Origin of the sequence: Pseudomonas sp. MYb541 (assembly GCF_037479595.1) — a bacterium.
GTDB classification, from domain to species: Bacteria; Pseudomonadota; Gammaproteobacteria; order Pseudomonadales; family Pseudomonadaceae; genus Aquipseudomonas; species Aquipseudomonas canadensis.
The window spans coordinates 70,443-82,345 of record NZ_JBBGYS010000006.1 but is presented as its reverse complement, the minus strand read 5'-3'; the positions used below and the strand labels follow the sequence as shown (position 1 = coordinate 82,345).

At 57.9% G+C, this 11,903-nt stretch carries 20 protein-coding genes; 8 read left to right on the top strand and 12 right to left on the bottom strand.

Annotation, left to right across the window (positions count from 1 at the left end):
• Positions 1-47 precede the first annotated feature (47 nt).
• The 5 genes from WH299_RS05655 to WH299_RS05635 all read right to left on the bottom strand — a co-directional run bounded on the left by WH299_RS05655 (position 48) and on the right by WH299_RS05635 (position 1,996).
• Complete coding sequence (locus tag WH299_RS05655; RefSeq protein WP_445262700.1) at positions 48-611, bottom strand: hypothetical protein; 564 nt, start codon at positions 609-611, stop codon at positions 48-50.
• A 114-nt stretch (positions 612-725) separates the two neighbouring features.
• A complete protein-coding gene (locus tag WH299_RS05650) occupies positions 726-1,022 on the bottom strand; it encodes a hypothetical protein (RefSeq protein ID WP_339549823.1) in 297 nt (98 codons plus the stop codon).
• Positions 1,012-1,380, bottom strand: a complete 369-nt coding sequence (locus WH299_RS05645; RefSeq protein ID WP_339549822.1) for a hypothetical protein — start codon at positions 1,378-1,380, stop codon at positions 1,012-1,014. Before WH299_RS05645 ends, WH299_RS05650 begins: the two co-directional genes overlap by 11 nt.
• On the bottom strand, positions 1,377-1,688 hold the full coding sequence (locus WH299_RS05640; protein WP_339549821.1) for a DUF4406 domain-containing protein: 312 nt from the start codon (positions 1,686-1,688) through the stop codon (positions 1,377-1,379). Before WH299_RS05640 ends, WH299_RS05645 begins: the two co-directional genes overlap by 4 nt.
• Positions 1,685-1,996, bottom strand: coding sequence for a hypothetical protein (locus tag WH299_RS05635; protein ID WP_339549820.1), 312 nt, complete (start codon positions 1,994-1,996; stop codon positions 1,685-1,687). The genes WH299_RS05640 and WH299_RS05635 overlap by 4 nt, the downstream gene beginning before the upstream one ends.
• 90 nt (positions 1,997-2,086) lie before the next feature.
• Between WH299_RS05635 and WH299_RS05630 the strand changes: the two genes are divergently transcribed.
• Positions 2,087-2,899: a hypothetical protein gene (locus tag WH299_RS05630; RefSeq protein WP_339549818.1), complete on the top strand. Its 813-nt coding sequence runs from the start codon at positions 2,087-2,089 to the stop codon at positions 2,897-2,899.
• A gap of 14 nt (positions 2,900-2,913) precedes the next feature.
• Here the strand turns inward: WH299_RS05630 and WH299_RS05625 are convergent, their stop codons facing one another.
• Together WH299_RS05625 and WH299_RS05620 are read right to left on the bottom strand one after the other, a co-directional pair.
• The gene (locus tag WH299_RS05625) at positions 2,914-3,678 is read right to left on the bottom strand and encodes a hypothetical protein (RefSeq protein ID WP_339549816.1); all 765 of its coding nucleotides are present in this window, start codon (positions 3,676-3,678) and stop codon (positions 2,914-2,916) included.
• Positions 3,679-3,747: 69 nt separating this feature from the next.
• A complete protein-coding gene (locus WH299_RS05620; protein WP_339549815.1) occupies positions 3,748-4,461 on the bottom strand; it encodes a hypothetical protein in 714 nt (237 codons plus the stop codon).
• Between the two features lie 108 nt (positions 4,462-4,569).
• On the opposite strand from WH299_RS05620, the gene WH299_RS05615 reads away from it, so the two are divergent.
• Positions 4,570-4,818 carry a hypothetical protein gene (locus tag WH299_RS05615; protein WP_339549813.1) on the top strand — a complete coding sequence of 83 codons (249 nt, stop codon included), beginning with the start codon at positions 4,570-4,572 and terminating at the stop codon, positions 4,816-4,818.
• Between the two features lie 21 nt (positions 4,819-4,839).
• Here the strand turns inward: WH299_RS05615 and WH299_RS05610 are convergent, their stop codons facing one another.
• The 5 genes from WH299_RS05610 to WH299_RS05590 form a co-directional block, all read right to left on the bottom strand.
• The gene (locus WH299_RS05610; RefSeq protein ID WP_339549811.1) at positions 4,840-5,205 is read right to left on the bottom strand and encodes a hypothetical protein; all 366 of its coding nucleotides are present in this window, start codon (positions 5,203-5,205) and stop codon (positions 4,840-4,842) included.
• A gap of 81 nt (positions 5,206-5,286) precedes the next feature.
• Positions 5,287-5,601 carry a hypothetical protein gene (locus tag WH299_RS05605; RefSeq protein ID WP_339549810.1) on the bottom strand — a complete coding sequence of 105 codons (315 nt, stop codon included), beginning with the start codon at positions 5,599-5,601 and terminating at the stop codon, positions 5,287-5,289.
• Entirely contained in the window at positions 5,598-5,960 is a 363-nt protein-coding gene (locus WH299_RS05600; RefSeq protein ID WP_339549809.1) for a hypothetical protein, read from the bottom strand. Before WH299_RS05600 ends, WH299_RS05605 begins: the two co-directional genes overlap by 4 nt.
• 342 nt (positions 5,961-6,302) lie before the next feature.
• Positions 6,303-6,686: a response regulator transcription factor gene (locus tag WH299_RS05595; protein ID WP_339549807.1), complete on the bottom strand. Its 384-nt coding sequence runs from the start codon at positions 6,684-6,686 to the stop codon at positions 6,303-6,305.
• Between the two features lie 283 nt (positions 6,687-6,969).
• Positions 6,970-7,698 (bottom strand): LexA family protein, encoded by a 729-nt coding sequence (locus tag WH299_RS05590; protein WP_339549805.1) that lies wholly within the window; start codon positions 7,696-7,698, stop codon positions 6,970-6,972.
• A gap of 44 nt (positions 7,699-7,742) precedes the next feature.
• Here WH299_RS05590 and WH299_RS05585 point away from each other — a divergent pair, with 44 nt between their 5' ends.
• The 6 genes from WH299_RS05585 to WH299_RS05560 all read left to right on the top strand — a co-directional run bounded on the left by WH299_RS05585 (position 7,743) and on the right by WH299_RS05560 (position 11,902).
• Positions 7,743-7,970 carry a transcriptional regulator gene (locus WH299_RS05585; RefSeq protein ID WP_339549804.1) on the top strand — a complete coding sequence of 76 codons (228 nt, stop codon included), beginning with the start codon at positions 7,743-7,745 and terminating at the stop codon, positions 7,968-7,970.
• A 220-nt stretch (positions 7,971-8,190) separates the two neighbouring features.
• Positions 8,191-8,856, top strand: coding sequence for a phage regulatory protein/antirepressor Ant (locus tag WH299_RS05580; protein ID WP_339549860.1), 666 nt, complete (start codon positions 8,191-8,193; stop codon positions 8,854-8,856).
• Positions 8,857-8,867: 11 nt separating this feature from the next.
• Positions 8,868-9,644 (top strand): helix-turn-helix domain-containing protein, encoded by a 777-nt coding sequence (locus WH299_RS05575; RefSeq protein ID WP_339549859.1) that lies wholly within the window; start codon positions 8,868-8,870, stop codon positions 9,642-9,644.
• A complete protein-coding gene (locus WH299_RS05570; RefSeq protein WP_339549803.1) occupies positions 9,644-10,408 on the top strand; it encodes a replication protein P in 765 nt (254 codons plus the stop codon). The genes WH299_RS05575 and WH299_RS05570 overlap by 1 nt, the downstream gene beginning before the upstream one ends.
• The gene (locus WH299_RS05565; RefSeq protein WP_339549802.1) at positions 10,401-10,610 is read left to right on the top strand and encodes a hypothetical protein; all 210 of its coding nucleotides are present in this window, start codon (positions 10,401-10,403) and stop codon (positions 10,608-10,610) included. The genes WH299_RS05570 and WH299_RS05565 overlap by 8 nt, the downstream gene beginning before the upstream one ends.
• Positions 10,607-11,902 carry a tyrosine-type recombinase/integrase gene (locus WH299_RS05560; protein WP_339549800.1) on the top strand — a complete coding sequence of 432 codons (1,296 nt, stop codon included), beginning with the start codon at positions 10,607-10,609 and terminating at the stop codon, positions 11,900-11,902. The genes WH299_RS05565 and WH299_RS05560 overlap by 4 nt, the downstream gene beginning before the upstream one ends.
• The last annotated feature ends 1 nt before the right edge of the window (position 11,903 follow it).

Below are 11,903 nucleotides of genomic sequence, written 5' to 3'. Positions count from 1 at the left end.
CCTTGGCCCCTTGTAGATGAACACGTAGGCGAACCAGAGGGTGGCGATCATGGCGTCACCCGCTGGCCGAGCATCACGTCGGCGACAATTTCCCAGAGCTGTGCCGGTGACCACTGGTAGCGGTCGAAGTCACCATCGGGCTCAACACCGATTACGCAGCTCGACTGCGCGCCTTGTTGGCCCTCCCAGCCCTTTTTCAGGATCGTCGCCACCTTTCCGTCACCTCCTGGCTCTGTTTGGTGAAAGTCGTAGGCCCGCATGCGATACGTCGACCCGGCAGCAATAGCCTGTCGGCCGGTTTGCAGCATCTCTACAGTTCCATTGCGCACCCATGGCCGGCCGCCCCTGGCGCTCCGGGCGCCTTCATGGATGTACAGCTCATGCGTTGCCTGCTTGAAACAGGCGGCTGCGGGCGGTAACTCGGCAAATTCAACATTGATCTGCGTACCCACGATTACCAGGGAGTCGAAATCAAAGCGGTGATTGTGGATGGCCGAGTGCTCAAAGCATGCCCGGCGCGGCAGCTCAGGGTGCCAGACGTGCATGCGCTGTTTGCCTTCCAACTGGATCTGCACAAAACCAAGGCCGTGCAGGGTTATCTTGTCGGTCATTACGTCGTCGATGATGCTCACGGGCGCACTCGTCCTTGCCGCTATAGCGGCTGACTTTGAAGGGGGAGGGGTTACAGGTTTTGCGGGTAGAGTACGGATGTACTCCTGTCGGGGTCAGACGCCCGGGCGGCCTTTGAAGGCGAGCCAAATGTAGTGGCGGCCTTTGGCTGTGACTTTGATCTTGCCAACCTGCCGATTCCAGGTGATCAGCCGCAGCTCTTCGAGGATGCTCGTCAGCGTGTGGCCCTGGTGCCAGCCGGCCAGCGCCTTGATGCAGCCCTGGGCCAATAGCCCGCGAAAGTCATCGTGGCCGAAGTTGGTGCCCTGAAATGAGCCATGCATCTGCTCGTCGGTCACCAGGTCGGTGATGGCGCGCACGTTCGGGTCAAGGCGGTAGGATTTATGCGTCATCGCCACCACCCTCTGCTGTCTTGAGTGCGGCGTCGATACGCTCATTCATACGGTGGTACTTCCAGGCATCCTGTGGTGGGTCGCTCATCAGCATTACGCCATGATGCTGGCGCGCCTCACGCAACAACCCCACCGACACATCCGCCCGCCTCTCCAAGGCCTTGCGACGAGTTCCACATTCCAAAAGACTGGCGGTGCGCTCACAGACCAGTTCATCCGCTGCGGTCAGTCGCTGTTGCAGGGCGTCAACCTGGGCTACTAGCTGGGCCAATACCTCATACTTCGCCCATTTCCCTTCGGCATCCTCAATCATCAGCCCAGGCTTCAAGCTTGGGGTGTATCGCAGTACTTGGCTCATGCCGATTCCCTCGTAAGCAGATCATGTGCATTCACAACCGTCATGCCGAGGCGATCGGCGATCAGGACTTCCAGGCGGGCACCCTTTGAATGCTCCCAGCCGGGGAGGGTGGCCACAGTGTCGCAGTTCATCAGGGCGGCAATGTCGCGGCGCATGCAGTCGTTCCAAGTCCCGCCGTCGGGGTTGATCTCGGCAGGGTTGGTGACCGTGTGGCCGCCGGCGCGCAGATTGGTGGTCATCGCGTGGAAGGCGGCGAAGTTGAGGCCGGGCAGGCCGGTCATGGGGCCGCTGAGGTAGATGCGCTTCATGCTGCCTCCTTGAGCGGCCGAAAGACGCACTTGCACTCGTCAAAATGGGCAATCACGTTGCCGGCGGCGTCGAAGTACTTCACGTTCCAGGTTGGGTGGCAGTTGTGCGTGTGCTTTCCGTACTGCAACTGGTTCGCGAACTGAACGTCGAGGTTCGCAGATCCGTTCATCCCGACGATTGTCCCGAGGTCACCATCAACCTCTACCATCATGCCCAGCTTGGCAAACTCGATGCCGCGGCACCGGATCATGCTTTCGACGAACTGCTGGGCTTTGGTTTTTTTGGGAATGCGTTTTTCTGTAGGCATGGGGAGTCCTTGCCGGGCCATGCCCGGGCGGTGGAGTGGGGGAGTTATTTGTTGAGATCAGCTACAGTGAGCTATTTCTTGGGGGCTTTCATGACGCTTGCGGTCGTTTGGTACAGAGAGAAATTCGGGCAGCTATGGTGTGCGGCTGATTCACGAATCTCAGGGAAGTCAGGAGTTCTCACCGATAGTGGTCCGAAGATATTTCCCATTCCGGTGAATTGCTATGAGCCAATCAAACCACCCAATTTTAGAGTGCGCAAACGCCACAGCTTTGGATTTGCCTATGCAGGATCAACACTATCTGCTATGAGCACTCACTCAATTGCTTCTACATGCACACAAAATCTCCTATATAAAAGAGGTAGTGAGCTGCCTGTAAGCATCGAGTCCATTGCAGAGCTATACAAAGCCGTCGCACAAAAACAAGTTATTGAGATGTCGTCGAGAATAGGCGCGCTTGATAGTCTTCAGACGTATCTTTTCGACTGTTTGGTTTTCGGATACTGCCCTAGATATGAGGTCTACAAAGCCTATCTTCTCAAACAGAGCGTTGACTTTGAAGGCTTCCAAATAGAGATAATAGAGTTCATCACTGCGCCCGGTAATTACTTACCAATAGGCAGCGGGGAAAAAGGATTTGTTAGATTGATGGATGAACTCAAGGGCCACCCAGAAGCTGGCGTACTCACCACCCTAAAAGAGATGGTGGGGAGAGAGATGCAAGCAGATGTTGGCGGATATTTGCAGATAGGATGTTCGGACAAGAAGGGATTTAAAATAATACCAATTATGAATACCGCAGCTGAACCAAGTAAAGCATACATCAGCTTTTTAGGTATGGATGCAACCAGTGATGTGGTAATTGATGGGTTTACGATCGGATATTCAGCCATCAAACCTTAGGCTCCTCTAAAAGGCTATCCGCCACAGTATCCGGAGTCGCACTCAGCGGGGAACATCTGCATCTGGTCCCGCGGTCTTGGCGCTGCTGCCCATTGCACGACAGCCCTTATTCCGACAGCGCCTTTGCGGCGTGCCGTGCGAAACATAACCCGCGGCTTTCCCTTCTTGGTGAAGCCCAGATCTTTCTCGGTAATGTCGATCAGCTGTATCCGGTCCTCGGAAAGCAGCCGTATGTCGTCGATGTTCGCGTTGATGCACGGATAGCACTCAAGCGACCGGTGCGGAAGCACGTCGAATCCTGCCCGTTGGAGTAGCGCGTCACGCATCGCGTCGTCATGCCGTACCAGGGGCTGCCAGAGATCCCGGCCGCCATGCCGCTCTGATTCACCTACATGCTCGGGTGCGTCTGAGCGATGCTTGCTCTCGCTACGCCGTACCCCGGTCATCGCTGTGGCCTCTTTTTCTGGGTCGTTGGCGTCGAGCCACCGCAAAGCTGGAAGCACCTTGAGCTCCGCCGTGCAGAATTGCCCCTGTCCACCGGCGCCTGGCCAGCCTCGTTTACGCTTCACCAGTTCGAGCATTCCCTCTGACTCGGTGCGGGCCGTGGTGAATCCGTAGCCCTGGGCCAGTGCTTCTCCCTTGGCTACACGGTCTGCCCACCAGCTCGCGGACCAGCCGGTATCGGAGTAGAGGCACACGACGTCCTTCAGGCCGCGCTCGTGAGCCCATTGGATTAGGGCGATGGAGTCGTTCCCGTAACTGCAGAACAAAACGTGCATAGGGGATCCTCGCCGGCTGGCGTGATTCGTTGATATGGGGTCTTGCGTGTTACCGGGAGGGGCGCCGGGTCAGGCGGCTTGATCTACATCGCTGCCAGGCTTTGGCATCGCAAAGGCCGGAACGATTGTTTCGAGAGGATCACCCTTCATCGGCATGATCACTCCTACGAACCGGTCTTTAAGCTCGTAATTCGCTAAGCGGACAACTACCGATCGGCAGTCGTCTCTGGCTTCCAAATGAAGACCGCCGCCTGCGAAAGCCTTGCGGCCGGTGAGGATTGTCGCGATCTTGTTGAACGCTTCGATGTACTCGCCGTTGATCCAGGGGAACTGGGTTTCGAGCTTTTCCCGCTCGGTTGGCAGCACTTTCCGCCAGTCAGGGAATTTACCGTCCACGAGCTCGGTTTTCTCGGTGAGATGAGCGCCAATACCGAATGGCTCTGGCGGGTCAGTCGCTTCAACGCAACCGGTCACGACGGAAAACTTCTCAGCGATCCAAAGCTTGTTAGGTTCGAAAGTATCCGGCCCGCGCCGCGTGGTGCAGGCTGAAATCAAGCGCTTAGAGGGAATCCCCACCAGCAGCGAGTTGTGATCCTCATGCATCCAGCCTTCAGGGTCGTGGATCACACCGAGGAAGTGGCCGTTGGTAGCGGCGATAACCACCCCTCCGTCCGGATGTCGCTCAATATTCACAGCGTTCAGGTAGTAGCGAACATCGTTCTTCGCCGCGCACTGGTACATGGCCGCGAAGTACTTGGGGTTGATTCGAGCGAGGTATTCCATGGTGTTCTCCAATGCAGGCGGCGCCCCCCCCGGAGTCCGGTGGTGGCAATTTGGTTTGTGTTGGGGTATTACGGGTGACCGGCATGGAGCCGGATCAAGGAGAGCGAAATGTCACTATCTGTTGATAGGCCACATCCCGTTGAATATCTGACAAAGAAGGGGGTTACCGTCCTGATAGATTTCAAATGGCGTGATAACAGCGAAATTCCCGTTGCGGCCAGGCTTAGCATTCCAGGACAAGAAGCGGCAAAAACTCCAGTAGAAATAGTGGAAGGTCAGCACTGGGCAACCAAAGATCAAGCGTTGGCAGAGTGCCAAGAATCAGCCGAACGATGGATCGACTTGTCGCTTCGATAGCGGATCAGAATGCCGCAAGGGCTATTTTGGAGTTTCAATTTGGTCGTCAGGCTCAGGCGGGTCATCGGCGAGCGACTTAAGGCCGGCGGCCCTGATGATCTGTGACACCTTTTCAGTAACTACAAAAGGTGTCGTGACACACTTGAGCATCTGCGCCGCTGTTTCGAAGTCGGCGGCGATCACGTTGCGCAGCAGGTTCTGAAACACTTCCTGCTGGTTGTTAAAGCCGTGCTGCTTCATCAGTCGCTTGATGTCGGCCTTGAACACGCCGGCGACATCAACCGTAAACCTCTCGACGCCCAATGCTGCGTCCTTCGCTGCTGCCTTCTCGCGCTTGCGGCGCTGCTTCAGAGCTTCCGCCGTCGGCTCCTGCTGTTCCTCGGCCATGGCCTACCTCTTCGATTCCACTTGCCGGGATAGCCAGCCATGTAGGCCGGCGCCGCGCGGCGTTTATCTTGCTGATGCGCCTCATTTGGTGTCGGGCAACTTGAACCCATTCTCACGGGCAATGAGCCTGGCGCGCTTGTAGTCCACACCAACAGCCTGGCAGGCCTGGTGAAGAGTTGCGCCTGAGTCGACAGCCTGCTTCAGCTTTGGCGCGATCTTGTCGCGCTCGGCGCGCAGCTTGTTGCTGTGCCCACCGCCGTAGGTTCCGGCCTTCTCGCCGCTGACGCCCTGGGCGATCTGCTGCACTTCGTTGCCGTCGCCGAAGAAGGCTTTCATTTGCTCGTTCAGGTTGGCGATCAACGAGTCCCGTGGATCGGGCAGTGGCACGCCGATCATGGCTGTACACCGTAGTAGGCGAACAGCACCATCATCGCGGCGAACCCGGCCGTCCAGCGCAGCATGCGGAAGCCGAAGCGCCGTGACGTTGCCTTGGCCGCACTGAAGAAGTCAGCGTTGCGCTCGAGCTGCTCGGCGTACTGGCAGGCGCCGTCGTGGCCGGTGCGCGCACCGCGGGAAACGCCGGTGGAGCGCTCCACCACATCGAACAGATTCTTGCCGAGCGGTACCACGTTGAAGCGCGGCACCTTCACTGGTTCTTCGCGACCGATCTTCATGTACATCTCCGAAGTGGAAAGCGAAACACGTTCCCGCAGGGCCTGCAGAAAGGCTTGGCTTTGTTGGATGGCTGGATTCATGCCGACTCCTTGGTTGTGGTTGCGTTTATTCGTCAGCAGCCTGACCGCCTGGTGGGTGCCGGTGGGCCCAGGGGAGGGTGCTGACGAATAAAGGCGAGCCGTAAAAAAGCCCGATCGGAACCGGGCTTTTCGTTGCGTGACATAGACCTCCCTACGTCACGCAGGGGGTGGCGGCGAGCGCCTGGGTTTAATTGTGCATAGCGGAATCCTCCGTTGCTCGATCACTGGGTTGGCAGTGGCCACCGTTCTCTAGGGTTGCTGCATGCAGGTGTCCAGCGTCTGCTGGGTTGGCGTCCGCATCCCAAAGCCCACTCAGCGAATGGGCAGAGGTGATGCTTTCGATTACGCAGTGAGGCTTGGCCGTTCCGCCTGGCGCAGCACCCGCACCTGAGCCGTACGACGTTCCGGCACCCGGCGGTCACGGCGCATGGCGTCATCGCCGATCATTGCGTGCATAGCGATCAGTGCGGCCAGGGTGATGCACATCGGCGAGATGATCTGTCGACGCATGGCTTCGGCAACGGCGGCGGTCTGGCGGGTCACGCCGAGCTTGAACATTGCGCAGGACAAGCGCTTGGCGACGGTGCAGGCCGCGACATTGCATTGCCTGGCTATTTCCTTTGCCGTCATGCCCTGGGCGGTGCCCAGCAGGTACTGCAACTCTTTCGGCGCAAGGCCTCGTCCGAGATGACCCTTCCATGCGCCGCTGACGATTGTTGCTTTCATCAATGTGACTCCCGGTTGGTTTCCCGTCTGGCCCTGTCGCCAAGGCCAGCCAGTGAAATCTTCCGTTCTGTTTAAAGAGCTTGATCCAGTCGGTCCCGTTTGCAGGGGCTGGGAGATCACTTCGCTGATCCCGTGCTATCTGGCGGCTTCACCAGTCGTTTGATAACCTAAGTTATGAGCCAAATAATAACCCAGGTTGGTCGCATGTCAATAACCTAGGTTATTAAATTTTTGATGGGCGAAAAAAAACCTGCTCGGCGGCAGGCTTTTTCAGCGGTGGGATCTATCGGAAAACTGACTTTGCAAGCTTCCCATCAATAACGGTACCAACAACCTCCCACGTGTCGTCCATTGGGGTTGTGGGGAATGAAGGGTTTAAGGGCTTCAGGTAATAGCGGCCGGAGTCACGGATAAACTGCTTGAAGGTAGCCTCATCCGTGTCGATCATTCGAGCTACGACATACTGTCCGTTCTCAGGCTCAATGTCGGGTGCCACAAGAATAACCATCCCCTCCTGAAACACCGGTGTCATCGACGGTCCGACCACCCTAAGCCAGAACCCATTATCACCGGCCCAAGCCTCTGAAGCGTGCCTCTCACAATCCGCCAGATTCAGCTCCTGCACAGACTCCTTAGCAGCTCCCGCTTGCACCCAGCTTATCTCTGGATATTCGAATGAACGACGCGGCTGAGGCGCGAGACTGACATTGGATTCAAAGCGATCGCTGGCCGCTTTTGAAGGTGAAACGCCACTCATCAGCCATTCGGCAGATACACCAAGCGCTCTCGCAATTTCAACGAGCTTCTTAGATGTCCTGTTTCTCCCGCTCTCCAGGTGCTGAATCGTCACCTGGCTCACGCCGGCTTTGTCAGCCAGCTGCTGCTGGCTTAGCTCCAGCTTTAAACGCCGAGTGAGGATGCGGTCTTTCAACGTTTCGGTTCTGTTTTCCATGCGAGCAAGATTAAAACATGTGTTATTGCTCATCAAATAACATGTGTTGGTCATATCCATAACTTAGGTTATCATTCCTTCCACGACCCATTGAGGCACCTGACATGCCAAACAAAGAAAGACCAATCGACGAGGTGGTGAGACTGGCTGGCGGGCAGGCAGAACTTGCGCGCCGTTGTAGCACTAGCCAGCCACGTATCTGGCAGTGCGTTCATCGTAACAAGCGTGTCCCTGCCGACCTCGTTATTCCGTTCGAGCGGGCCGTCGGTGGGAAGGTGACTCGCTTTGATCTGAGGCCCGACCTCTATCCACGTGAAGAGCTCGCTGGTTGAGTTAATTCTCCGACAGCCGAGCGCACGCAGATAGAGATTCTGGATCAGCTGTTAATTCATCCAGTATCCAAATTTCAGACATAAAAAAACCGCCTGGCAGGGCGGTCCTTTCAACAGCAATAAAACTTGTGGGGCCATTATGAACATCAATACCGCTCCAGGCAATACCCCCCATGTCGCGACACTTTTCCGACCAGATCAAAACGTGTCGCGACACACGATGTCTTCCCGCGAGATAGCCCAACTCACCGGCAAGCGGCATCCCGACGTGAAGCGCGACATCCAGTCGATGATCCGAGACCTGAAAGAAGATGTGAGCAGTTTTGCTCACATCTATTTGGACGGGCAGAACCGAAATCAGACCGAATATTTGCTGGACCGCGAGCACACGGATTGCTTGCTGACCGGTTACAGCGCCCCGCTGCGGATGGCTGTTGTCCGCCGCTGGCGCGAACTCGAAGCATGCTCGGAAGCCCCGAAAATTCCGACAACGCTTCCTGAAGCATTGCGGCTTGCGGCTGACCAGGCCGAGGAAAACCTGCGCCTGATTGGAGTCATTGAGCTTCAGGCGCCGAAGGTTGCGGCCATCAAAAGGCTTGCTGCTGCGGAAGGGGCGATCTGCATTACGGACGCAGCCAAGCACCTGGGCATGTCCCCATCGAAGCTCTTCGACTGGATGCAGGCCAACCGCTGGATCTATCGCCGTGGTGGGTCCACTCGTTGGGTTGCGGCAGAGCCCCGCATTCGCTCCGGATACATGAAGCACAAAGTCACCGCGCTGAAGCCCGACATCGAGACTGGCGTTGAGCGTGCGGCATTCCAGGCACTGGTTACACCCAAAGGCCTGACCTACCTGGCCGAAAAGAATATTGGAGCTTCGCTGTGAGCGTTCAAGCAATGGGCTGGGCGCTTGCCCTGCCAACGGAAATTCTCAAAGATTCGAGCGCGCGTCACGTGCTGCTTTGCCTCGCTAACTACGCTGGGCCAAACGGTGCTGGTGCGTTTCCATCTGCCTCGACCCTGGCCCAGGACACCGGCCTGTCTGAGCGTACCGTCCGCTACAAGCTGGACGATCTGGAGAAGTCCGGGTTGATCCAGAAGGGCAATCAGGCTATCGCCGCTGTGCATATTGATCGTCATGACCGCCGCCCAGTTGTTTACGACCTTCAGATATCGCGGGGTGCAAATCCTGCACCCCGTACAAAACGGGTTGCAGATGACGCAACGGGGTGCAACTCACAACAGAACGGGGTGCAGCCTGGAACAGAACGGGGTGCAGCAGCTGCACCCAATCCACCACTTAACCATCAAGGAACCGAAGAGCAGCTGCAGCAGCGCGAGATTGATGCCGCGCTCGCCGAACAGAACAGCGCCGCCATCAAACCGCAGGATGATCGCCAGCGCTTCGCCATGTTCGCCACCTGGGTTCCGAACGAGAAGGGGCTGTCCGATCAAATCACTATCGCCGGGCTTCCTGCCGATGCGGTCCCTGACGCGGCGATTCGGGCGTTCAAGGGGTTCTTCGTCGCCAAGCCAGCAACCATCGATACCTCCGCCGGCTGGTGCTACCGGCTGGTTCAGTGGGTCAAGCGCGAACGCGTGAAAGCTTCGGGGCAGGGCAAGGCGCCTGACTTCGATGACACCAGCTGGGCGAACGATCTGGGGGATCTGTGATGGAAATCAAGAAGCCACGCAGCACCGAACAGCTGCTCAGCACGATGGGCAATCTTCCGCCGGTAACGCTGGTTCAGCCGAAGCAGTTGCCGCCCGGTACCGCCGACGTCGTGAACGCGCTGTTCAAAGAATTGCAGGCGATTTTCCCGGCCTGGAAACAGGCTTGGCCTGATGCTGAATCGCTGAATGCCGCCAAGCGGAGCTGGATCAAGGCGTTCATAGTTGCCGGAATAACTACCCTGGAACAAATCCGGTACGGGCTGCAAAACTGCCGGCAGATCGGCGGTGACTTCGCACCGAGCGTCGGTAAGTTCATCAAGTGGTGCCAGCCAACCCCTGAAATGCTGGGCATTCCTTCTCACGACCGGGCGTTTCGCGAGGCTCTGGAGAATTCACACCCGAGCCGTTTTGGCGCACGCACCTGGTCCCACGCTGCCGTGCGCCATGCTGCGCTCCAGTGCGAGATGCACAACCTCGGTGATCTGATTCCGGAAAAGGCCAGCAAGGTTTTCGACCGAGCTTACGACATCACCATTCGCCGTCTCGTACAGGGCTTACCGCTCGAGGATATCGCAGTTGGCATTGGCCACGACGGCAGCAAGGCGCCGATCGAGCGGGCACACGAACTGACCGAGCGAGTGGCGCAGGCTCAGGTGGCCCGTATGGGTATTTCCACTGATGGGCAGTCTGCGCGCGAGCATCTGCTACGGAGGCTCGGCCTTAAACCATCGCCGCGAATTGTCGGGGGAGCCCGGCATGGCTGATCGACGACTCGCTGTTCCTGAGATCGAATGCTACCGCTTCGCGGTGTTCTGCTGCTCGTTCAAGGTCGATTTGAGTTCGCCGCCTGATCACGCGTTGGCTTTGTTCGCCGACGAGGCAATGGCCAGGCGCTATGGCGCTTGGATGTGGCCCAACACTTTCGAGGTCGTTGATCTCCGAGCCCGCAAGGAGGTTAATTCATGAATACCCAAATCAAAACCCTGACGGTGAAATTGTCGGATGCCGAGATCGCGCGCAACGCCAAGCTTGAGCATGTGCGTGACCTGCGGGATGCAAGCCATCCAGCGCTTCACTTTCGGTACTTGAAGAATCGCGCGCGCGGCTCCTGGTACTTGCTCCACAAGCGCCAATGGCACCTGATCGGGCATTTTCCCGACCTCAGCAGCAAACAGGTGGTCGCCGCGCTCCCCGCGGTGAGGCTGCGTGTGGCGGCTGACGGCGCTGCGAGCGTTTCGGGCTGGGCGGCCGTGGGCGAGCTGCTCGACTGGTTTGGCGATCGCATGGCCAAATCGCGAGCGCTCTCGGACAAGCGTCGGGCGGCTATCAAGTCTGCAATCAGCTGCCAGCTCAAGCCGCGCCTGGATGATTTGCTGCTGAGCGACCTCAACGCCCAAACCCTGGACAGGCAGCTAATGTGGCCGGCGCAGGAAGAGCTGTCGCTGTCCTACGTTCAGCAGTTGTTCCGCCTCGTCGCCATGGCCTTCCGCCAGGCGCGCAAGCTCGACCTGATCCCCTTCAACCCGATGGCCGAGCTCAAGTTCAGCAACTTCACCACGGCCCGCATCCTGCCCAAGCCTGCGCGCCTTCGCGACGTGCAGATACCCGAGCTGGTGGCATTGCTGGCTGAGCGCTTCGACAGCGCGCCGGGTGACGCCATGCTGGCCTTGATGATGCTTTGCCACGGCACCCGGATTGGCGAAACCCGCCAAGCACGGTGGGCTGACATTGCACTGCCGGAGCGCGAGTGGTTCCTGCCGGCCGAACACACCAAGACCAAGACAGAGCTTCGGGTGCCGTTGACTGACCAAGTTGTCGGGCTGCTGTGCCGCTACCGTGACCGCCAGGCTGCTCAGGGCTACACAGGCGCTTTCCTGTTCCCTTCGCGTCGTGGCAAGCCGCTGAGTGATAACCAGGCCAGCGCCGTATTCACCCGGTTAGGGGAGGGCGCCTGGACCAGTCACGATCTGCGCAAGGTGGCCCGTACCGCCTGGACTGACCTTGGCGTCGACGGCCACATCGGGGAGATGCTGCTCAATCACTCGCTGGGCAAGATCGCCTCCACCTACATCAACACCCAGGCGAAAGAGCAACGTCGCCTGGCCTTGGTGAAGTGGCACAACTGGTTAGATGCGCGTGGCTTCAAGGCGATTCATGAGCAGACAGGCGTTAGATATGAAGATTCGCAAAACCTCGTAGACGCTTTGAACGGCGGGGCCTGCGAGCCAGAACCACAATTTGTTATGGGCGAGGTTTAAA